This window comes from Porphyrobacter sp. YT40, assembly GCF_006542605.1.
Taxonomy (GTDB): Bacteria; Pseudomonadota; Alphaproteobacteria; order Sphingomonadales; family Sphingomonadaceae; genus Erythrobacter.
Genome location: NZ_CP041222.1, coordinates 3,263,086 through 3,284,497 on the forward strand (window position 1 = coordinate 3,263,086; position 21,412 = coordinate 3,284,497).

General features: G+C 67.4%; 20 protein-coding genes, 1 tRNA gene and 1 riboswitch. Of the genes, 10 read left to right on the forward strand and 11 right to left on the reverse strand.

The features are described from left to right. Positions 1-152 precede the first annotated feature (152 nt). The gene (locus E2E27_RS15420; RefSeq protein ID WP_141460619.1) at positions 153-2,336 is read left to right on the forward strand and encodes an EAL domain-containing protein; all 2,184 of its coding nucleotides are present in this window, start codon (positions 153-155) and stop codon (positions 2,334-2,336) included. A gap of 9 nt (positions 2,337-2,345) precedes the next feature. On the opposite strand, the gene queF is transcribed toward E2E27_RS15420, so the two are convergent. Beyond that, complete coding sequence (gene queF, locus E2E27_RS15425) at positions 2,346-2,816, reverse strand: preQ(1) synthase (RefSeq protein ID WP_141460621.1); 471 nt, start codon at positions 2,814-2,816, stop codon at positions 2,346-2,348. Between the two features lie 141 nt (positions 2,817-2,957). Here queF and E2E27_RS19215 point away from each other — a divergent pair, with 141 nt between their 5' ends. The 9 genes from E2E27_RS19215 to E2E27_RS15470 all read left to right on the forward strand — a co-directional run bounded on the left by E2E27_RS19215 (position 2,958) and on the right by E2E27_RS15470 (position 11,286). Further along, on the forward strand, positions 2,958-4,103 hold the full coding sequence (locus E2E27_RS19215; RefSeq protein WP_141460623.1) for a hypothetical protein: 1,146 nt from the start codon (positions 2,958-2,960) through the stop codon (positions 4,101-4,103). Positions 4,104-4,162: 59 nt separating this feature from the next. Continuing rightward, positions 4,163-5,020 carry a sulfurtransferase gene (locus E2E27_RS15435; protein ID WP_141460625.1) on the forward strand — a complete coding sequence of 286 codons (858 nt, stop codon included), beginning with the start codon at positions 4,163-4,165 and terminating at the stop codon, positions 5,018-5,020. Then, positions 5,017-6,207 carry a cystathionine beta-lyase gene (gene metC, locus E2E27_RS15440; protein ID WP_234036083.1) on the forward strand — a complete coding sequence of 397 codons (1,191 nt, stop codon included), beginning with the start codon at positions 5,017-5,019 and terminating at the stop codon, positions 6,205-6,207. Before E2E27_RS15435 ends, metC begins: the two co-directional genes overlap by 4 nt. Continuing rightward, positions 6,204-7,322: a mechanosensitive ion channel family protein gene (locus E2E27_RS15445; RefSeq protein WP_141460629.1), complete on the forward strand. Its 1,119-nt coding sequence runs from the start codon at positions 6,204-6,206 to the stop codon at positions 7,320-7,322. Before metC ends, E2E27_RS15445 begins: the two co-directional genes overlap by 4 nt. Before the next feature lie 67 nt (positions 7,323-7,389). Beyond that, a complete protein-coding gene (cobA, locus tag E2E27_RS15450; RefSeq protein ID WP_141460631.1) occupies positions 7,390-8,148 on the forward strand; it encodes a uroporphyrinogen-III C-methyltransferase in 759 nt (252 codons plus the stop codon). Further along, positions 8,145-8,444 (forward strand): DUF2849 domain-containing protein, encoded by a 300-nt coding sequence (locus tag E2E27_RS15455; RefSeq protein ID WP_141460633.1) that lies wholly within the window; start codon positions 8,145-8,147, stop codon positions 8,442-8,444. The genes cobA and E2E27_RS15455 overlap by 4 nt, the downstream gene beginning before the upstream one ends. Next, the gene (locus E2E27_RS15460; RefSeq protein ID WP_141460635.1) at positions 8,444-10,072 is read left to right on the forward strand and encodes a nitrite/sulfite reductase; all 1,629 of its coding nucleotides are present in this window, start codon (positions 8,444-8,446) and stop codon (positions 10,070-10,072) included. Before E2E27_RS15455 ends, E2E27_RS15460 begins: the two co-directional genes overlap by 1 nt. Next, on the forward strand, positions 10,065-10,520 hold the full coding sequence (locus E2E27_RS15465; RefSeq protein WP_141460637.1) for a DUF934 domain-containing protein: 456 nt from the start codon (positions 10,065-10,067) through the stop codon (positions 10,518-10,520). The genes E2E27_RS15460 and E2E27_RS15465 overlap by 8 nt, the downstream gene beginning before the upstream one ends. Further along, positions 10,510-11,286: a phosphoadenylyl-sulfate reductase gene (locus E2E27_RS15470; RefSeq protein ID WP_141460639.1), complete on the forward strand. Its 777-nt coding sequence runs from the start codon at positions 10,510-10,512 to the stop codon at positions 11,284-11,286. The genes E2E27_RS15465 and E2E27_RS15470 overlap by 11 nt, the downstream gene beginning before the upstream one ends. A gap of 10 nt (positions 11,287-11,296) precedes the next feature. On the opposite strand, the gene E2E27_RS15475 is transcribed toward E2E27_RS15470, so the two are convergent. From E2E27_RS15475 to E2E27_RS15520, 10 genes are all read right to left on the reverse strand, one after another. Continuing rightward, positions 11,297-11,917 (reverse strand): hypothetical protein, encoded by a 621-nt coding sequence (locus E2E27_RS15475; protein ID WP_141460641.1) that lies wholly within the window; start codon positions 11,915-11,917, stop codon positions 11,297-11,299. 86 nt (positions 11,918-12,003) lie between these two features. Next, positions 12,004-12,921: an NAD-dependent epimerase/dehydratase family protein gene (locus tag E2E27_RS15480; RefSeq protein ID WP_141460643.1), complete on the reverse strand. Its 918-nt coding sequence runs from the start codon at positions 12,919-12,921 to the stop codon at positions 12,004-12,006. Next, a complete protein-coding gene (gene proB / locus E2E27_RS15485) occupies positions 12,918-14,051 on the reverse strand; it encodes a glutamate 5-kinase (RefSeq protein ID WP_141460645.1) in 1,134 nt (377 codons plus the stop codon). Before proB ends, E2E27_RS15480 begins: the two co-directional genes overlap by 4 nt. Before the next feature lie 61 nt (positions 14,052-14,112). Beyond that, positions 14,113-15,189, reverse strand: a complete 1,077-nt coding sequence (gene obgE / locus E2E27_RS15490; protein WP_141460647.1) for a GTPase ObgE — start codon at positions 15,187-15,189, stop codon at positions 14,113-14,115. 138 nt (positions 15,190-15,327) lie between these two features. Then, the gene (locus E2E27_RS15495) at positions 15,328-17,274 is read right to left on the reverse strand and encodes a TonB-dependent receptor plug domain-containing protein (protein ID WP_141460649.1); all 1,947 of its coding nucleotides are present in this window, start codon (positions 17,272-17,274) and stop codon (positions 15,328-15,330) included. Positions 17,275-17,395: 121 nt separating this feature from the next. Then, a riboswitch (cobalamin riboswitch) is annotated at positions 17,396-17,586 on the reverse strand. Positions 17,587-17,785: 199 nt separating this feature from the next. After that, positions 17,786-17,861: transfer RNA gene (locus E2E27_RS15500), tRNA-Ala, on the reverse strand. 116 nt (positions 17,862-17,977) lie between these two features. Then, a complete protein-coding gene (locus E2E27_RS15505; protein WP_141460651.1) occupies positions 17,978-18,889 on the reverse strand; it encodes a hypothetical protein in 912 nt (303 codons plus the stop codon). 206 nt (positions 18,890-19,095) lie between these two features. Then, on the reverse strand, positions 19,096-19,842 hold the full coding sequence (locus E2E27_RS15510) for a Bax inhibitor-1/YccA family protein (RefSeq protein WP_141460654.1): 747 nt from the start codon (positions 19,840-19,842) through the stop codon (positions 19,096-19,098). Positions 19,843-19,983: 141 nt separating this feature from the next. Further along, positions 19,984-20,778 carry a pyrroline-5-carboxylate reductase family protein gene (locus E2E27_RS15515; RefSeq protein ID WP_141460657.1) on the reverse strand — a complete coding sequence of 265 codons (795 nt, stop codon included), beginning with the start codon at positions 20,776-20,778 and terminating at the stop codon, positions 19,984-19,986. A gap of 12 nt (positions 20,779-20,790) precedes the next feature. After that, positions 20,791-21,297: a type III secretion system chaperone family protein gene (locus tag E2E27_RS15520; protein ID WP_234036084.1), complete on the reverse strand. Its 507-nt coding sequence runs from the start codon at positions 21,295-21,297 to the stop codon at positions 20,791-20,793. Positions 21,298-21,412 lie beyond the last annotated feature (115 nt).

Below are 21,412 nucleotides of genomic sequence, written 5' to 3' on the forward strand. Positions count from 1 at the left end.
CGCGCCCATCGCAGGCCGTGCACACCTTGCCGCCGCGGGGCTAGGCCGGCCAAGCGGTGTCAAAAGCGGGCGTAACCAAATTTCAATCACGATGCGGCTATTGCGGGACGGCGTGGGTCCTTCTGCCTCCGGCCCGCGAACAAGGACAGGGCATGCCACTTGGATTTCTCAAATCCGCGCGCGAGCCAGATCGCTCCGCGCCCCAGCAAGGCCGGTCGGACGCGAAGTCGCGGCCCGACCGGGCCGTGGTGCTGGGCGAGGTCGAGGAACTGGGCATCGGCATGTTCTGGGCGACCGACGCCGAGGGCTGCCTCAACTTCCTGTCGCAGCGCGCGCTGGTGGAGCTGGGCGACGCGGGCGACGCGCTGATCGGTCGGGCCCTGACGCAGGTGTTTCAGGATGTCGACAATGAAGACGGCGGACCGAGCCAGCGCAGTCTCGCCTTCAAGCTCAAGGCCCGCTCCAAGCTCGACGAGCACGTCGTCGCGGTGGCCGACGGGCGCGGGTCGACGCGCTGGTGGCGGCTGAACGGGCGTCCGCTGACCGATGCGCGCGGCACCTTTCAGGGCTATCGTGGCAGCGCGGTCGATATTTCCGCCCAATACGCCTATGAAACGCGGGTCACCAAGCAGTCGCAGGTCGACGAGCTGACCGGGCTTGCCAACCGCCGCAAGCTGAACGAGCGCCTGACCGCGACGCTCAATGCGTTCCGCGCCAACAAGCGCTCCTGCGCGCTGATGATGCTCGATCTCGACCGCTTCAAGCAGGTCAACGACACGATGGGCCACCCGGCGGGTGACGAGCTGCTGAAGCAGGTCGCGATGCGGCTGTCCTCGATCGTCAAGGAAGCCGGCGAAGTGGGCCGTCTGGGCGGCGACGAGTTTCAGGTGGTGCTGCCCGACATGGACGACCGCGGCACGCTGGGGGAGCTTGCCAACCGGATCGTGCAGTCGGTCTCGCAGCCCTACACCATCAACGGTCGCCGCGCGATCATCGGGGCATCGGTAGGGATCGCGATCGCCCCCTATGACGGGCTCGACGCCGACGAGCTCACCCGCGCGGCCGACATGGCGCTCTATTCCGCCAAGGATACGCGTGGCGGGACCTTCTGCTTCTTCACCAGCGAGCTGCGCGAAAAGGCCTCCAAGACCGCGCAGCTCGGCGACCGGCTGCGCGATGCGGTCGACCGCGACGAGCTGAAGCTCGCCTATCAGCCGCTGGTCGATCCGGCCACCAACGAGGTCCGGTGCTTCGAGGCGCTGCTGCGCTGGCACGACGAGGAAGAGGGCGAGATCAGCCCGGCGCAGTTCATCCCGGTGGCGGAGAACGACGATCTGATCGTCCGCATCGGCGAGGCCGCGCTCAAGCAAGCCTGCGTGGATGCGCTGGCCTGGCCCGGCAACATCAAGGTCGCGGTCAATGTTTCGGCCAAGCAGTTCGTCCGGCCGGGCTTCCGCAAGGCCGTGGCCGCCGCGCTGGAGTCCTCGGGCCTGCCCCCCTCGCGGCTCGAGCTGGAGATCACCGAGAGCGTGTTCGTCGGCGATCTCGAATCCGTCGACAGCATCTTCCGCGATCTCAAGAAGCTGGGTGTGCGTCTGGCGCTCGACGATTTCGGCACCGGCTATTCCTCGCTCGGCTATCTGAAGCACGGGCACTTCGACAAGATCAAGATCGACCAGAGCTTCGTGCGCGGCTGCACGGAGAACGGCGACATCAACCCGGCGATCATCACCGCGATCGTCGCGCTGGCCAAGGCGCTGGGGATGGAGACCGTCGCCGAGGGGGTCGAGGCGATGGACGAGCTGGAACTGGTCAAGGCACGCGGTGCGGATCTGGTGCAGGGCTACATCTATTCGCGCGCGCTCTCGCAGGAGCAGGTGCTCGAACAGATCGCCCACGGATCGGCCATGTTCCGCCCCAGCGGCCCGCCGCGCCACCGCGCCGAGCGCATCACCATCTTCCGCAAGGTCGGGCTGATCCACGAGGATCACTACTACGACGTGATCCTGCGCAACATCTCCAAGACCGGTGCGCGCATCACGGGCCTTGCCGGAGTGCCGGTGGGGACCGACGTGGTGCTCGATCTCGGCCACGGGCAGCTGGTGGTCAGCAAGGTGGTCAATGCCACCGAGAACAGTCAGGGCCTGCAGTTCGAAACCAAGCTGATCAGCGACGGCAGCGGCGGGTTCATGACCCGGCACCGCATCTCGCCCTATGCGCTGGCCGAAGCGGGCATCCCGCTCGCCGCGCTGGGCGCAGGCGCCTTCCCGCTGGCCAAGTGGCGCGAAGCCAACAAGAGCATCCCCAAGTTCGTGCAGCTCGAAATCAAGGGTTAGTCCGGCCCGCTACCCGCGCCCGCGATAGGAGGGCACGCCCTGATCGGGCAGCCAGAGATCCGCAGGCGGCGCGCCGCTCTGCCAGAACACGTCGATCGGGATACCCCCGCGCGGATACCAGTAGCCGCCGATCCGCAGCCATTGCGGGCGCATTTCTTGGAACAGACGTACGCCGATCCCCACGGTCACATCCTCGTGAAAGCCGTTGTGGTTGCGGAAGCTCCCGAGGAACAGCTTCAGGCTCTTGCTCTCGACGATGGTTTCGCCCGGCACATAGTCGATCACCAGATGCGCGAAGTCCGGCTGGTTCGTCACCGGGCACAGCGAGGTGAACTCCGGCGAGACGAAGCGCACCAGATAGGTAAGCCCGACGCGCGGGTTGGGCACGTAGTCGAGCACCGCCTCTTCCGGCGAAGCGGGCAGCGGCGTGTCGCGCCCGAGGAATTGCGGCTGCGGCTTGGAGGGGGGTGTGGTTTCCATGCCGCGCTGTTGCCCCGATCCGCCGCAGCGCGCAAGGCCGGAACTGGACGCAGGGCCCGCGCCGCATCTATGGGGACAGCGCAGGTTCAGCCTGACCCAGCCACATACGCCGATCCCACGCCCCGAGCCGATTGTCACAGCATGACCCGCCGCCCTGCCCGCCTGCTTGCCGCAACCTGCCTGCTCGCCGCCGCTGCCGCAGCGCCGCTCATTGCGCAGGACCAGTCGCCGGGCACCTTCACGCTCCCCCCGCCGACCCCGACGCCGACCCCCGCTCCGGCAGGCCCGGCGGATGAGCGCAGCGGCGTCGCGATCCCGCCGCGCCCTGCGCCGAGCCCGCTGCCGAGCGCCGCACCAAGCCCTGCGCCGACCATCCGCCCGATCTTCGATCCGCCTGCCGAACGCCCGGCCGATGCCGTGCGCGAACCCGCGCCCCAGGCCGTGCCGCCGCGCACAGGGACACCCGCGCCCGCACCTTCGCCCGTGCCGTTGCCGACAGGTGGGGCACCATCCGCCCCGGAGCCCACCGCGACCAACGCGGACACCGCACCGGCTCCCGGCTTCAGCATCCCCGGCCCCGCCCTGCCGGACAGCCCTGTCGAACTCCCCCCGACCACCGACGTCGTGACCGGGCCTTCGGTTCTGCCCGATTGGTGGCCGCTGGCGGCGGGCGGTCTCGGCGCGCTCGCGCTGCTGGGCGGCGGGCTCCTGTGGTGGCGACGGCGCAAGCCTGCCGCCCGGCGTCTCGCCCCGCCGCCTGCCACCGGCGATGCAGATGTCGCCGGAGACGCGGATGAGGCCGAACAACCCCGTCTCGACCTCACACTCGAAATCGTCGGCGCGACCCGCAGCCTGATGATGTTCACGCTGCAATATCGCCTCACGATCGCCAACCGCTCGCCGCGCGCGGTCAACGATCTTGCGCTGGCGCTCCAGCTGGCCTGCGCGCGGGCCAATGCCGCCAACGCGCCCTCGCCCGGTGCGGCGCAGGGGCTTGAGCGGATCGCGCGGATCGGCCCGCATCAGGCGCGCAGCGTGACCGGGACCGTGCAACTGCCGCTCTCCGCGATCAGCCCGGTGCGGCAGGGCACCACCCCGATGTTCGTGCCGCTCGCCCATGTCACGCTGGAAGGAGAGGGCCTGCGCGCGATGAGCCGCAGCTTCGTGATCGGCCCGCGCAGCGCCAGCGGCAGGTTGCACCCGATCCTGCTCGACCAGCCGCCCGGCGGAATCGCGGGCCTTGTCGCGCAAGTCATTGCGATTCCCCCCGCTACTGCTGCCGCCTGAGTCGCGCGGCCGCTCACACAGGTTTGCCCCTTGCCGGATCAGCCGCTAGGGTCGCGCGCATGAACCAGCTCCCTTCCGCGCTCGTGTCGACTGAATGGCTCGCCGAACATGGCAACGCCCCCGGGCTCGCAATTCTCGACGCTTCGTACCACCTGCCTGCCGCCGGACGCGATGCGGCGGCGGAGTTTGCCGCGGGGCATATCCCCGGAGCCCGCCTCCTCGGGCTTGCCAGCCTGTTCGATGCAGGCTCGAGCGTGCCCTATGCCGTGCCCACACCCGACCAGCTGGCCGCGCGGCTGGGCCTGCTGGGCGTCAGCCGTGATCATGCAATCGTGCTTTACGATGACAGCGCGATCCGCACCGCTGCGCGCGCGTGGTTCCTCCTTAACGCGGCCGGGTGGGAGAACGTCGCGATCCTTGATGGCGGCCTCGAAAAGTGGCGGGCGGAGGGCCGCGCGATGGAAGCCGGCGAGGCGCACGCCGCCCCCGTCGCCCCGCCCCGGCTGCACCCGCTCAAAGGCGTGCGGACCAAGGCCGAGATGATCGAGAACCTCGAAAGCGACCGAGAACAGGTGATCGATGCGCGCTCGGCTGACCGGGTCTACGGCACTGGGATCGATCCCGTGCATGGCCTGCCGATGGGCCGCATTCCCGGTGCGCGCAACCTGCCCTTCACCGATCTCTTCAATGCCGACGGCACCTACAAGTCGACCGAGGAAATCCGCACGGCGTTCGAAGGCGCGGGGCTGGACATGACCCGGCCCATCGTCGGCACCTGCGGCAGCGGGGTGACGGCGAGCGTGCTGCTGTTTGCGCTGCATCTGATCGGAGAGCGAGACACCGCGCTTTACGACGGCAGCTGGAGCGAATGGGGCGCGGACCCCACCACACCCAAGGCGCAGGGACCCGAGATTTGAGCGCTGGCAAGGATGATGACAAGCTCTCCCCCGCCACCCGGCTGGTGCGCGGGGGGCGGCGCAAGGAGTGGACCGGGCCGGTGGTCAATCCGCCGGTCTGGCGGGCTTCCACGCATCTCTATGATTGCGACGCCGATCGCCATGCGGCGGGCGGCAACAATGCCGACGGGCAGTTCTTCTACGGCCGCCGCGGTGCGCCGACGCAATGGGCGCTGGCCGAGGCGCTGACCCAGATCGAGCGCGGTGCCCACGGCACCCAGCTCTATCCCAGCGGCGTGGCAGCGATTGCGGGCTGTATGCTCGCCGTGCTGAAGCCCGGCGACCGGCTGCTGATGGCCGACAACGCCTATGATCCCTCGCGAAGCATGGCGACCGGGCTGCTCAAGCGCATGGGCGTGACGACGCAGTTCTTCGACCCGCGCGATCTCGCCGCGTTCGAGGCGCTGTTCGCCGAGCCAGTCAAAGCCGTGTGGCTCGAAGCGCCCGGCAGCCTCACCTTCGAGATGTGCGACGTGCCTGCGCTCACCGCCATCGCCCGCGCGCACGGCGCGGTCAGCATGATCGACAACACCTGGGCGAGCCCGCTCGGGTTCGCGGCGCTCGAGCATGGCTGCGATATCGTGATGATGAGCCTGTCGAAGCATGTCGGGGGCCATTCCGACCTGATGATGGGCAGCGCCAGCGCGGGCAAGCGCTGGTACACCGCGCTGAGGCGCACCGCGCAAGAACTGGGGCAGGTGGTCTCGCCCGACGATGCCGCTCTCGCCGCGCGGGGGCTGAGGACGATGGGCGTCAGGCTGGAAGCGCAGACCCGCTCCGCGCTGCGGATTGCCGAATGGCTCGAAGCGCACCCCGCCGTGGCGCGGGTGATGTGCCCGATGCTCCCCTCCGACCCCGGGCATGCCCTGTGGAAGCGCGACTTCACCGGCGGCTGCGGGCTGTTCGCCTTTCAGCTGGCGAGCGATGATCCGCAGGCTTCTGCCCGCGTCGCCGACGCGCTCGCGCTGTTCGGGATCGGCTACAGCTGGGGCGGGTTCGAAAGCCTCGCCCTGCCGATTCGGCCCGAGGATTACCGCTCCTGCATGAACGGCACCGGCGGCGCGCCCGCGCTGCGGCTGGCGATCGGGCTGGAAGATGCCGACGACCTGATCGCCGATCTGGCGCAAGCGCTGGAGCCGCTGTCATGAGCCTGTCTTCCCCCGCCTCGACCGTCGATCTCGCTGCCCCCGAGGCGGACAGCACGGCCACCCCCGCCCCCGGCGAGACGCCCGCCGCCGAGACTGCGGCCACGCCCTCGCCTGCGGCAACCCCGGACACCGAGATCGTCAGCGGCGCCGACACCGTGCGCGAGGATATCGCCGAACGCAGCGAGACGATCGGCGGCATCGTCAACCGGCTCGATGGCCTCGCTTTCGAGATCGGCGACTGGCGGATCTCGGCCTTCGATGTGCTGTTCACCGTCGCCGCCGTGCTGCTGGTGCTGGCCTTCGCCTGGACCGCGACCCGGCTGGTGCGGAGCGGGTTGCGCCGCCTGCCACAACTCGACAGCACCCAGAGCGTCCTCGCCGAGAAGATCGCCACCATCGTCATCTGGATCGCGACCTTCCTGTTCGGGATCGACCTGCTCGGCATCGACCTCACCGCGCTGACGGTGTTCTCGGGCGCCTTCGGCCTTGCGATCGGTTTCGGCCTGCAGAAGACCTTCGGCAACCTCATCTCCGGCATCATCCTCTTGATGGACAAGTCGATCAAGCCGGGCGACGTGATCGCGGTGGCCGACCAATCGGGGCAGCAGACCTTCGGCCAGATCCGCAAGATCGGCATCCGCGCGATCTCGGTCGTCACCCGCGACGAGCGCGAATATCTGATTCCGAACGAGAACCTGATGATCAATCAGGTCGAAAACTGGTCCTATTCCTCGCGCAATGTGCGAGTGCAGGTGCCGGTCGGGGTCAGCTACAACACCGACATGGAGCTCGCCGAAAAGCTGATGCTGAAGGCGGCTGCGGAGGCGAACCGCGTGCTCGAAACCCCGCCGCCGACGGTGTGGTGGAGCGGTTTCGGCGACAATTCGGTCGATTTCACGATCCATTGCTGGATCAACGATCCCGAAGACGGCGTCGGCAATGTCCGCAGCGCGGTGCTCAAGAACCTGTGGGGGCTGTTCAAGGAAAACGGGATCGAGATCCCCTATCCGCAGCGCGACATCAACCTGCGCGACAATGCGCAGATGCAGGCGCTGATCGCCGCGCTGGGCGGTCGCGAGCCTCCGTCACCGCCGGAAGAAACCGCGCCGCAATAGCTGGGCTTCGCACCGGCCAATCCATTCTCGCTGGAACGGAGGGCGCGCCTCGCCCATTTGCCCTGTCATGCAACACGTGGGCACCATCTATCTTGTCGGCGCAGGGCCGGGTCCGGTGGACCTCCTCACCCTGCGCGCCGCGCGCCTGATCGAGCAAGCGCGGGTGATCGTCCATGACGGGCTGATCGGCCCGGACATCCTCGGCCTCGCCCGGCCCGATGCGCGCCTCATCTCGGTCGCCAAGCAGCGCGCCCGCCACACCTTGCCGCAGGAGGGGATCAACGCGCTGCTCGTGGCTGAGGCGCTCGCGGGGCAGGACGTTGTGCGCCTCAAGGGCGGCGACCCCTTCATCTTCGGGCGCGGCGGCGAGGAAGCCGAGGCCGCGCGCGCCGCCGGGGTTCCGGTCGAGGTCGTTCCTGGCATTTCCGCCGCCAATGGCGCCGCTGCCGCCAGCCAGATCGCCCTCACCCACCGCGATGCGTCCAGCATCGTCAGCTTTGTCGCCGGCCAGTGCAAGGGCCTTGCCGAGCAGGACTGGTCGGGCCTTGCTGGCAAGGGCCGCACGCTGGTGATCTACATGGGCGTGAACACCGCTCCCCAGATCGCCGAAAAGCTGATGGCCGATGGCCTCGCGCCCGACATGGCCGTCGCTGTGATCGAGAACGCTGCGCGCCCCGAAATGCGCGTGCTGCGCGGGCTGCTCGCCGCCCTGCCCGAGCTGGTCGAACGCGAGGCGGTCCGGAGCCCCGCCCTCATCGTCATCGGCGACGTCACCGCGCGCGAGGACGCTGCCGTGGCCGCGCTCGTTCAGGAGAGAGCACAATGAAAATCCTCACCGGCAACGATCTGCGCACCGGCGCCGTGACCTGGTGGAACGGCACTGGCTGGTCGCCCTTCGTCGACGATGCGGTCGACGTGGGCGAGGACGCCGAGGAAATCCTCGCCCGCGAGGAAGCCGCGCGCCGCGTCAACGTGCCCTACGCCATCGAGGCCTCCATCGACGCCGAGGGCCATGTCCGCCCCGCGCATATCAAGGACCGGGTGCGCGCGCTCGGCCCGACCGTGCGGCGCGACCTCGCCGTGCCGACTGCCGACAAGACCGGCTGGGACTGGGTGATCTGATGTACCGCTATGACCAATATGACCAGCAGATGGTCGAAGCCCGCGTCGCCGAGTTCCGCGATCAGGCCCGCCGCCGTCTCGAAGGCAAGCTGACCGAAGACCAGTTCAAGCCGCTCAGGCTGATGAACGGGCTCTACCTGCAACTCCACGCCTATATGCTGCGGGTCGCGATCCCCTATGGGACGTTGAACAGCCGCCAGATGGAAATGCTCGCCGATATCGCCGACAAATATGATCGCGGCTACGGGCACTTCACCACCCGGCAAAACATCCAGTACAACTGGATCAAGTTGGAAGATTGCGCCGATGCCCTCGCCGATCTGGCGACGGTGGAGATGCACGCGATCCAGACCAGCGGCAATTGCATCCGCAACATCAGCGCCGATCACTTTGCGGGCGCTGCTGCCGACGAGGTGGTCGATCCGCGCCCCTATGCCGAATTGCTGCGCCAGTGGTCGAGCTTCCACCCGGAGTTCACCTACCTGCCGCGCAAGTTCAAGATCGCGGTGATCGCGTCAGAAAAGGACCGCGCGGCGATGCGGCTGCACGATATCGGCATCCGCATTGTCGAGCGAGATGGCGAGATCGGCGCGGAGGTCTATGCCGGCGGTGGCATGGGCCGCACCCCGATGATCGCGCCGCTAATCCGCGACTTCGTGCCGATCGACCAGCTGATCTCTTATTGTGAGGCGGCCTTGCGGGTCTACAACCGCTACGGTCGGCGCGACAACAAGTACAAGGCGCGGATCAAGATCCTCGTCCACGAACTCGGCGCGGCGGAATATATCCGTCAGGTCGAAGAAGAATTTGCGCATATGCTCAGCGTCGGGGTCGAGCCCCCGCGCGAGGAACTGGCGCGGATCGCGGAGTATTTCGCCCCGCCCGCCTTCGTCGATGGCCCCAAGACGGTCGACCGTTCGGACCCCGATTTCGCGCTGTGGGTCGATCGCAACACCCACCGGCACAAGCATGACGCCTATGTCTCGGCAGTCATCAGCCTCAAGCCCGCAGGCGGCATCCCGGGCGATGCGACCTCGGAGCAGATGCGCCTGATGGCGCGGCTGGCGAAGCAATACAGCTTCGACGAGCTCAGGGTAATGCATACCCAGAACGTGCTCCTGCCGCACGTGCGGATTGCCGATCTCCACGCGCTGTGGAGCGCGCTCGACGAGGCCGGGCTCGGCAGTCCCAACATGGACACGATCGAGGACATCATCGCCTGCCCCGGTCTCGACTACTGCTCGCTCGCCAACGCGCGTTCCATCCCGCTCGCCCAGCGCATTTCGGAGCGCTTCGCCGAAACGGGCCGCACCGAAGTGGTCGGCGAACTGAAGCTAAAAATCTCCGGCTGCATCAACGCCTGCGGGCACCACCACGCGGGCCACATCGGCATCCTCGGCGTCGACAAGAAGGGCACCGAAAACTACCAGCTCTCATTGGGCGGCAGCGAGGCCGAGGACGTGAGCCTCGCCAAGATCACCGGCCCCGGCTTCGACGAAGACGGCGTGATCGCCGCGGTCGAGAAGGTCACCGACGTCTATCTCGCCCAGCGTTCGGATGGGGAGCGCTTCCTCGACACCTACCGCCGCATCGGCATGGAGCCGTTCAAGGAGGCATTGTATGGCTGAGAACCTCGGCACCAGCCCCGACGAGGTGCAGTTCCGTTTCCGCGACGACGAGCCGGTCGATCACGGCACCGTCACCGTCGATGCGTGCTGCGACCAGACCAACGCCACCGCCGTCCGGATCGAGCCGGGTGACGACGCGCGCGCCCTGCTGCCGTTCCTCGACCGGCTGGCGCTTGTCGAAGTCAACTTCCCGAGCTTCGGCGACGGGCGCGGCTATTCGGCGGCGCGGATCCTGCGCGAGGCGGGCTATACCGGCGAATTGCGCGCGGTGGGCGATGTGCTGATCGACCAATTGAGCCACATGCGCCGCTGCGGCTTCGACAGCTTCGCCCCCGACAAGCGCCTCGACGAGGAGGACGCGGCGCGCGCCTTCGCAACGTGGGAGAATGTCTACCAACGCGCCGCCGATGCGCGGCGCATCATCGCGGACAAGCGCCATGAAGCCTGAACTCGGCCTCAGCGGCCAGCCGCGCACCCGCGACACGCTCGACCTCGCCCCGCGCTTTACCGAGCATGACGCGGTGCGCTTGAACCGCATGTTCCGCGGCAGCTCGACGCCGGAAATGCTCGAAGCCGTGATCCGGGACGGGTTGGCGGGCGATCTCGCGGTGGTGTCCAGCTTCGGTGCGGAGAGCGCGGTGCTGCTGCATCTGGTCGCCTCGGTCGATGCGAGCGTGCCGGTGCTGTTCCTCGATACCGGCAAACATTTTCCCGAAACGCTTGCCTATCGCGACCTCTTGGCCGAGCGGCTCGGGCTCAATCTGGTGGTGCTGACCCCCGACGCGGAAGAACTCGCCAAGCGCGACGAAACGGGCCTCAGGTGGTCCTACGATCCCGACGGCTGCTGCGAGATCCGCAAGGTCAAGCCGCTCGAAAAGGCGCTGGCTGGCTACGACGCGAGCTTCACCGGCAGGAAGGCGTTCCAGGCCGCCACCCGCGCCAATCTGCCGCGGTTCGAGGTGGACACCTCCGACGCGCAAGGGCGGCTCAAGATCAACCCGCTGATCGACTGGGATGCGGGGCAGATCGAGGGCTACTTCATCCAGCACGACCTGCCGCGCCACCCGCTGATCGCGCAGGGCTACCCCTCGATCGGCTGCTCGCCCTGCACCTCGCAGGTCGCGCCGGGCGAAGACCCGCGCTCGGGCCGGTGGAAGGGCTGGGACAAGACCGAATGCGGCATCCACAAGCCGGGCGAGGAGCCGTTCCTCTGACGCGGCAGACTTACCGTCGGATCGACAGCGCCGGGTTGTAGCCCCGCAGCGACACCTCCGGCGCGACCATGGTGTAGCCGCGCACGATCATCGCCTGCTTCAGCAGGTCGGGCGATTGCAGCCCGGGGATGTAGAGCTGCATCACCTGCTGCCGGCTGTAACGCAGGGGATCGATCGTCTTGATCGCGCTCACCTTGTTGTGCGCCACTGCGATCTTGCCGCGCCCGGTATAGGCGGCAAGCGGAGAACGCGTGACCGCCTGAATCAGCAGGGTCATGCTGCTCCACTCCTCCGGAACCGCGCACAATTCGCGCATCGCCGCCTGCACGGGCTTGTTGGTGTCGTCGGCATAACCCTCGACGATCTTGTAGTTGGGGAAGTCCAGCCACCACGCCCCGGCGGCCGCATGATGCACGAACGGCGCGTTCGCAAAGCGGATCAGCGTGGTGCCGGGCGGGATCAGGATTTCCTTGGGGTTCTCGATCCCGCCATTGCTGGCGGGCACCATGATCTGCCCGTCGGCACCCAGAATGTCGCCGGGGCCGGGGGTGGCAGAGGGCACCGCACTTTGCCCCTGCACCAGCCGCAGCACTTCCGGCCGGTCGAAATATTCCTGATTCAGCGCCGCCATCGGCCCCCTCCCCTCACCTGACGGGCGCGAGACTAACCGATTCGCCGAAAAAATCAGCGACATTCCTCACACGCGAGGGGGCGGGGTCAGACCCAACCCTCGCGCCTGTACCATTCCGCCGTTGCTTTCAGCCCCTCGTCGCCCGCGATCTGCGGTTGCCACAGGCCCGGCGGGGGCTTGCGGTCGAAGCGCGCGACCCAGTTGGGGTGCGCCATGTAGCCCACCCGGTCGGGGGTGAGCTTGGCGCGGTCGCCGCGCGCCAGCCGGTCGGCGGCGGCGGCAATATCCAGCACCGCGCGGGGCAGATGCGGGGCGAACACGCTCTTTTTGCCCATTGCCCTCCCGATCGCCTGTGCGAGTTCCTGATGGCTCCACCCGCCCTCGCGCCCGTCGTCGGGCTCATAAACCTTCTTCTTCGTCGGTGCGGCATTGCCAGCGGCCAGCGCCACCAGCAGGCGCGCGAGATCGTCCGAATGGATGATCGAGGTCGCACCGCCCGGCGGCAACGGCACCACCCCCCACTTGGCGGCGCGGAACAGGTCGAGCATGTCGACATCGCGCGGGCCATAGACGGCAGGCGGACGCACTGTGGTCCAGTCGAGGCCACTCGCTTCCACCAGCGTCTCGGCCCGCGCCTTGGAGGCGCCATAGGCCGACAGCTTGGGCTCACGCGCGGCGAGCGAGGAGACGAACACCAGCCGCTTGACGGCAGCACCCCGCATCGCGTGCAAAACATTGGCGGTGCCGGTGACGTTGGCAGTCTCGAACTCCGCCGGATCGGGCGTGTTGGTCAGGCCCGCGACATGCACCACCGCATCCGCACCCGCGACCAGCGCGGCAAGCGCCGCCGTGTCAGCCAGATCGCCGCGAACCCATTCGACGCCCGCCTGCGGGGCTTGCTCGCGCCGGGCGAGCGCACGCACCTCATGGCCCTGCGCCAAAGTCTCGGCCAGCACCGCGCTGCCGACAAAGCCGGTTGCGCCGGTGATGGCCAGCAGGCTCACAGCAGAACCATGTGATCGCGGTGGATCACGCAGGAGCGCGGCAGATGGCCGAGCCGTTCGGCGACCTCCTCGCTGCGCAGCCCCTTGATCGCGTCGCACTCGTCCCAGTCATATTCGACCATGCCCTTGGCGATCAGGCGGCCATCGGGCCCTTCGACCTTGATCACGTCACCGCGCTCGAAATTGCCGTAAACCCCGGTGATCCCGGCCGCGAGGATGCTCTTGCCCCGCCCCAGCGCCGCGACGCAGCCGGTGTCGACCTTGATCCCGCCATTGAACCGCAGTCGCCCGCCAATCCAGCTCTTCCACGCATTGTCGTCGCGCTTGGGGAGGAACAGCGTGCCGAGATTGGCCGCCATCGCGCAGGCGATCGGCAGGTCGTCGGTGCCCTTGATGATCGCGAGCGCAATCCCTGCCCGTTCGGCGATCTCGGCGGCGAGCAGCTTGGAGGTCATCCCGCCCGAACCCTTGCCCGAGGACGACTTGCCGCTCGCCATCTGGTGGATTTCGTCGGTCACGCCGCGCACTTCCGGCAGGATCTCCGCCTCGGGATGCGAGGGATCGCGATCGTATAGGCCCTCGACATCGGTCAGCAGCAGCACGCCCTGCGCCGCCGCCGCCTGCGCCACGCGCGCGGCGAGGCGATCATTGTCGCCAAAGCGGATTTCCGATGTGGCGATCGAATCGTTCTCGTTGATGATCGGTACCGCCCCGCGCGCCAGCAATTCCCGCAGCGTTTCCGAGGCGTTGAGATAGCGTCGCCGGCCTTCCAGATCGTCGAGCGTGAGCAGCATCTGCCCCGCGACCAGCCCGTGTTCGGCGAGCAATTGCGCCCAGGTGGCGATCAGCACCACCTGCCCCGTGGCCGCGGCGGCCTGCGCATGGGCGAGCGTTTCGCGCCCGCCGCCCGGAAGGTTCAGCTTGGCCGCACCCACCGCCACCGCGCCCGAACAGACAACAATGATCTCCTGTCCACGTTCACGCGCTCCGGCGATTTCGGCGGCGACGGTGCGCAACCATTCATAGCGCACTTCGCCATCGGGATGGACCAGCAGGGCCGAGCCGATCTTGATGACCAGACGCGGGCATTTCGTGATGTCGCGGAAGTCGAGCAGGGACTCGATTTTCATGAATTCCCTCGCTTTCTCTTGCGTTGTTCAGGGGGAGAGGTGGTGTCGGCGGGGCGCTGACCTAAAGCGGCGACCACGCCTCGGCTTCGTCCGCATCCTCGACCTCGGCGGCCTTGGTCTCGGTCGAGGTCGAGGCCGGGAGGTAGCCGAGCACCGCGTCGAGCAGTTCGGGAATGCCCGCGCCGGTCGCGCCGGAGACTGCGAAGACCTGCTCCGCCCCCGCCGCCAGCAATTCTGCGCGGAAGCCTTCGACCAGTTCGGCGTCGGCCAGATCGAGCTTGTTGAGCACCACCAGCCGGGGCTTTTCATCGATCTGGGTGTGTTCCTTGTCGCCGTAAGCGGCGAGCTCTTCCTCGACGATGCGCATAGCCTCGACCGGGTCGGCATCCTCGGTGCCGGTGATGTCGATCAGGTGGATCAGCACCCGGCAGCGCTCGATATGGCCGAGGAAGCGGTCGCCGATCCCGACGCCGTCGGCCGCGCCCTCGATCAGGCCTGGGATGTCGGCGAGCACGAATTCGCGGCCCTTGTGGCGCACCACGCCCAGCTTCGGCACGAGCGTGGTGAAGGCATAATCGCCGACCTTGGCCTGCGCGTTGCTGACCGCGTTGATGAAGGTCGATTTGCCCGCATTGGGCAGGCCCACAAGGCCCACATCGGCGAGCAGCTTGAGCCGCAGCCACACCCACATCTCCTCGCCCGGAATGCCGGGCTGGTGCTGACGCGGGGCGCGGTTGGTCGAAGTCTTGTAGGAGGCATTGCCGCGCCCGCCCATCCCGCCTTCAAGGAACACGACGCGCTGGCCCACCTCGGTGAAATCGGCGAGCACCTCTTCCTTGTCTTCGGACAGGATCTGCGTGCCCACCGGCACCTTGATGACGAGCGGATTGGCCGAGGCGCCGGTGCGGTCCTTGCCCATCCCGTGCCCACCGCGCGGGGCCTTGAAGTGCTGCGAATAGCGGAAGTCGATCAGCGTATTGAGACCGGCGACGGCTTCGAACACGATGTCTCCGCCGCGCCCGCCATTGCCGCCATCGGGGCCACCATATTCGACGTATTTTTCACGTCGGAACGAGACGGCGCCGGGGCCGCCTCCGCCGGACTTCACATAGATCTTGGCCTGGTCGAGAAAATGCATGGGCGCCGCATAGGCAATTTTTGCTGCAATTGCGAGGGGAATGGTCTTGCGATGCGAGTCCCCGCGCAGGCGGGGACCTCAGGCGACACTCGATCACCGCCCGAGACCCCTGCCTGCGCGGGGGCTCGCCCCCTCTTTCTAGAACCGCACTTCCACGCCCATCACCGCGCTCCGCCCCGGCGAGACGAAGCTGAATACCTGCTCGTAGCGATCATCGAGCAGGTTCTCGACGCGGGCAAAGCCGCTGAGCCGCTCGGTCAGCTTCACCCGCGCGTTGAGATTGACGAGAGTGTAGTCGTCGAGCGTGACGCGCACCGGCACGAAGCTCGGATCGGTGAAGGCATCGTCCAGCGCCGCGCCGTTGTGCCGTACCACCAGCGTTGCCGAGGCAACATCGCCCGGCGCAGTCCATGTGAGGGCAGCGCTGGCGATATGCTGGGGGCGGCGCACTTCCTCGACGCCGTTTTCCTCGGCATCGAGCCAGGAATAGGCTGCATCGAGGCTCCATTGCTCGGCCAGTTGCGCGCTCAATGAAACCTCGACCCCGCGCTGCTGGCTTTCCGTTGTGCGGTTGGCGGGCGTGGCGATGAAGTTCGGCGGCGGGAAGATGGTAAAAATCTCGCCCTCCAACTCGCTGTCAAAATATGTCACCGCAACGCTGGCATTGTCGCCGATCTGCTGGTCGATCCCCACTTCCCACCCGGTCGACTTCTCGGGCCGGAGCGCAGCGTTGCCGATGAAGCGGCCGTCGATGAAGCCGTAGAGCTCAAAGAAGCCGGGGTTCTTGACCCCGCTCCCGACCGCCGCGCGCAGGCGGGTGGTGTCGGTGATCCGGTAGCCCGCACCCACGCGGAACGTGGTCGCATCGCGGAACAGATCGTTGACATCGTGACGGAGAGCCGCCGTCAGGTCGACGGCCTCGCCGGAGTAGCGATATTCGCCCACCAGCCCGACCTGCTCGATCTCGCGCCGCTCGTCGAACACGAAGCCGCCGGGGGTGGCGTTGCGGAAGCCTTCGACCTCGTAATCAGCGGCGAAGGTGACGGTGTGATCGTCAGCCAGCCGGAACGCCGAGACGTAGGAGGCCTTGAACCGGTCGCCCTCGCTGGCCGAGGTGATGCCGAAGGGGCTGTCGGTCTCGCGCTCCACATCGGCGATCTGGGCCGAGAGGTCATGCGTCCAGCGGCCGTCGAGCGTGTCGAGCCGCGCGCCGAGGAGGGCGTAGACCGCCTCGTTGGTGAAGGTCACGCCGGGACTGTCGATGATGAAGCCGAAGGTCGGGCTGGCGGTGTCGAAATCGCTGTCGTTGGTCCGGCCCTCGGTGCGGATGAAGCGGGCGGCGGCGCGCAGGGTAAGAAAATCGCTCACCTCCACGCTGCCCTTGCCGGCAAGCGTGTAGCTGTCGCGTCCAATGTCGCGCGAGCCGCCGCGCGCATTGGGCTGGCCATCGGTGCTGACGACGATGGCGGAAAGCGCCGCGTCCCAGCCCGTGCCGTCGATTCCATAGCGCATGGCGCTGTTGACGGTGCCCTGCGTGCCACCCTCCAGCCGCCATGCGAAGCCCGACAGGCTGCTCCCGCGCGCGGTTTCATAGGCGATGACGCCGCCGATTGCGTCCGGCCCGTAAAGCGCCGATTGCGGCCCGCGCAGCACCTCGACCCGCGCGCCGGGTTCGGCTTGCAGGGTGCCGATGTCGAACTCGCCGCCGAAGGGATCGGAGACTTCGATCCCGTCGACCAGCACGAGGACATGGTTGGCCTCCGAGCCGCGCAGGCGGATCTGGGTCTGCCCCGCGACGCCTGCCACCGCGACACCGGGGACATCGCGCAAGATGTCGGCAATGTCGCGGGTCTGCCGCGCTTCGAGCTGGTCGGCGGTGATGACGAGAGCGGAGCCGGTGAACTGGTCACGCGCCAGCGATGGGTCGCGACTGGCCGAAACAAGGATTTCGGGTCGGTCGAGATAGCCAACAAAACCGTCGGTTACGTCGCCGCCCTGTGGAACCTCCTCATCCTGCGCCCACACAGGCGCAGCCCAAACCAGCGCCGCCGCAGCGACGCTTCCCAACAATGCAAAATTCTTCACGGATTCCTCCCGTCATCAGCAACATGGTGACTGCAAGGGGGCGATCCCTCCCCCGTGCAGCCCAGCGATGTCGCTCACAACAGAAGTGTCTTTCCGCGCCTGGCCAATCCCTGAGCCGGGCAAAGAGCGACACGCCCCGGTCGGTCTCCTGGCTCACGGATCAGCGCGTAAGATGCTCGCCTTCCCGGTGGCCCGAAGGCCCCCAGTGGCTGCCCGTATGACCGGGCGCGCATCTCACACTCACCGCTTACAGTTGCAGGGACAGCTGCGGATTCGAACCGCATTCCCGTTACCAAAACGCGGGAGCGAGATAGCGTCAGGCCTAGCTGACGGCAAGCGGTGTAAAAAACGGTGAGAATGGATGGCGCCCTAACAGCGCGCAGCGCCGCAAGGCCGACCACGCGCCGCCGCTTATCCAGCGAAGCCAAGCAGCGCGGATGCGCTGCGCCCAGCGTCTGAGGGCGAAAACAAAAAAGCCCGCCCCCGAGGGGGCAGGCCTATTGCTTTTAACTGGTGGAGCCGAGGGGGATCGAACCCCTGACCTCGTCATTGCGAACGACGCGCTCTCCCATCTGAGCTACGGCCCCGTTCCAGTTTTAGCTCGCCCGACCCCAAGGTCAGGCGAGCGCGCGCATTAGCGAGAAGCGCCGGGGCTTGCAACGGCGATTTTGCGCCGCGCCGCGCCGCCCCGCCCCGCCCTGCACTACTCGCCGCTCGCTCCGCCCGTGGCGGGCGAAATCGGCTGCACCACGGGCTGCGAGGTGACGCCTTCATTGACCGGGATCACCGGCACCGGCAGGCCCGTCTCGGGGTCGATCACGGTCTGCTGCATCATGTCCGGCGCGGCCTGCCCGGCGCGGGCCTGTTGAACCGCGACCCAGCCGGGCTGCGAGGGGCCGTAGAGCGAGCCCCAGCGTGCGTCCCAATCGGCCGCCGCGCGCTGATAGGCTTCATATTCGTCGAAGAACTGCTCGAATGGCACCAGCAGCCCGTCGAAATTGGCACGGGCGAAGCCGAGGATATCCTTGGGCGGCGCCGCCAGCGCGCGGTTCGCCATGTCGAGCGCGGCGCGGCAGAACCCGGCACGCGCGCCAGGTTCGGCGAAGAAGTTGTAGACCTGCGTGGTGTAGCCATCGCGCGCGACGATCGCATCGCGGCGCACCCGGAAGCGGCTGTTGTAGCTCTTCTCGATCCGGTCGTTGACCGCCTTCAGCGTCTTGACGTTGCCGGTCAGCAGCTGGCGATAGCCTTGCAGGATCGGCTCGTATTCGGGCGCGAGGCAATTGAGCGCGGCGACATTCCAGGCCGAGCGCAGGTTCCAGATCAGTTGATCGTCGGACAGGTCGCTGTTGATGGTGATGCGCCGCCCGTTGGGCCCGCGCGCGGGGACGTCCATCACGTAATGCGCGCCGCCGGGCGGCAGCGGGCGATAGGGCACGGCCTCGACCACCGCAGCCGGGGGCGGCGGCGGCGGCGGCGGCGGCGGGGGCGGGGGCGGCTTGGCACAGCCCGCCAGCAATGCGCCGCCGACAGCGAGCGCGGTGACGGTCAGACGCCACGGGGTGCGGGCCGCCTGACGGGACGGGGACGGAGGCGTATGCGGGGCCGCGCTCATGAAAACTCTCTCTCCTGCTGCGGATCTGGTGTGCCGCTGGCGAACGATCCTGCGCGCGCCCGGCTTGCTCCAGCCTTAAGGCGCTTGCGATAGCCGCCTGCGCTTACAAAGCAAATGCCCGGAGCCTACGGAAGGCCCCGGGCACCTGATATTTCAACACCTCATTCAGGCGCTTGGTCGAAAAAACCGCTGCGCCTGCCGCCGCCTTACTCGCGGCTGCCGAGGAAGCTGAGCAGGAACTGGAACATGTTGATGAAGTCCAGATAGAGGCTCAGCGCGCCAAGGATCACGGCCTTGCCCGCGAATTCGGTGCCACGCAGATACTCGTACTCGTTCTTCAGGCGCTGCGTGTCATAGGCGGTGAGACCGGCAAAGATCAGAACGCCGATGAAGCTGATCGCGTAGTAGAACGCGGGGCTCTGCAGGAACAGGTTGATCACCGAGGCGACGATCAGGCCGATCACGCCCATGATCAGGAAGCTGCCCAGACCCGAGAGGCTGCGCTTGGTCGTGTAGCCATAGAGCGACAGGCCGGCAAAGGCCGCCGCGGTGGCAAAGAAGGTCGTGGCGATCGAACCGCCCGTATAGACCAGGAACACCGACGAGAGCGACAGGCCCATCAGCACCGAGAAGGCCCAGAACATTGCCTGCAGCGTCCCGGTGCTGAAGCGGTTGGCGCCGAGGCTCATCGCAAAGACGATCGCGAGCGGCGAAAGCGCGACGATCCAGCGCAGGATACCGCCGGTGAAGATCGCCGCAGCCGTGCCGCTGGTGAAGGCCAGCAGCGCGACGATCCCGGTCAGCAGGATGCCCGAAGTCATGTAATTGTAGATCGAGAGCATATGCTTGCGCAGACCCTCGTCATAGCTCACGCGGCCGGCGACATCGCCCCCGGCGCGGGGCACGGAGCCCATACGCTGCGCATTGCGCGAGGTGTCATTCCAGTCAGCCATTGTGAAACCCTTAGCCTTTCGTAACGGAGCGCGGAAAAGCCCGCGCTCTCCAATGGGGCGAATATCGGTGTTTGTTCGCCGCTTTTCAAGCGAAACCGGCTTGCAAACGCCGCAATCCATTCAGTTTAAGCGCTGTTAAACTTAACTGCCTTTGGAAAGTTCCGCGCCCTTGTCGGCAGTGGCGCGCAGCGTGTCGGCGAGCAGGCGGCGCAGGGCTGCGCCCTCGTCGAGCACGTTGAGGCCCTCGCGCGTCATGCCGCCGGGGCTGGCAACGCGGTCGGCAAGCGCAGCCGGGCCGACATCGGCACCGGCGGCCAGCGCCGAGGCGCCTTCGACCGTGGCGAGCGCCAGCTTGGCAGCGGTCGGCTGGTCGAGACCGAGATCGACCGCGGCCCCGGCCAGCGCGTCGATGAAGCGATAGACGAAGCCCGGCCCCGATCCTGCCAGCGCGGTGACCAGATCGAAACGCGCCTCATCCTCCAGCCACACCGCGCTGCCGAGCGCATCGAACAGGGCGAAGGTGGCGGCGCGCGCGTCGGCATCGAGACCGCTCTGCGCGAGGATCACCGGCGACTTGTTGATGCGTGCGGCGAGGTTGGGCATCACCCGGACGTGCGCCGCGCCCCGCGGGAACGCGCTCGCCAATTGTGCCAGCGTGATCCCGGCGAGCAGCGAACACACCGTCCGCCCTTCGGTCAATGCCTGAAGGCCCGGCCCCAGCGTGCCGAGCTGCTGCGGCTTGAAGCCGAGCATCACCGCATCGTGATCGCCCGGCACCGCGCCCGCATCGCGGTAGAGCGCCACGCCTTCGGGGGTTGCATCCATGCCGGGATCGAGCACGCTGAAGCGTTCGGGCGGCAGTCCGGCGGCAAGCCAGCCGGCGAGCATCGCGCCGCCCATGTTGCCGCATCCGATAATCAGAAGTTTTTCAGTCATGCCCCAAGGCTATCAGGCCTCGCCCGCCGCGTCGACCATTGCGGCGTCCAAGGCCTCGCGCGGGGTCTTTCCGCCCCACAGCACGAACTGGAACGCGGGGTAGAAGCGGTCGCATTCGTCGATCGCGCTTTCCACCAGCGCCTGCGCCATGTCGAGGCTCAGCCGCCCGCTATCGCCCAGCAGCGCGCCGTGGCGATAGAGCAGCACGTCACCGTTCGACCAGATGTCGAAATGGCCGAGCCACATCTGTTCGTTGACGAGGCACAGCAGCTCGTAGGCGGCGCTGCGCTTTTCCTCGGTGACGCGGATGTCGGGGAGGCACAGGAACTGGAGCACGCCATCCTCGTACCGCCAGATCGCGCGCAGCTGGTAATTGGCCCAGCTGCCCTGCACTTCGCCGGTCATCTCGTCTTCGGAGACCAGCTCGCACGGCCATCCGCGTGCCGCGAACAGGCTGACCAGCATGTCGACGGGGGCGGCATCGTCCTCGGCGGAATAGTCCATGTCCTGCGCTCTCATGGCCGAACGTGTTCGGAAGCGGGGGCGGCAAAGGGGGTCGTGAGCACCATTGGCCGACATGTGGACGCGATCACCGGCGCTTGGCAATCACCCGCATCCGAGCGGCTGGGGAGAA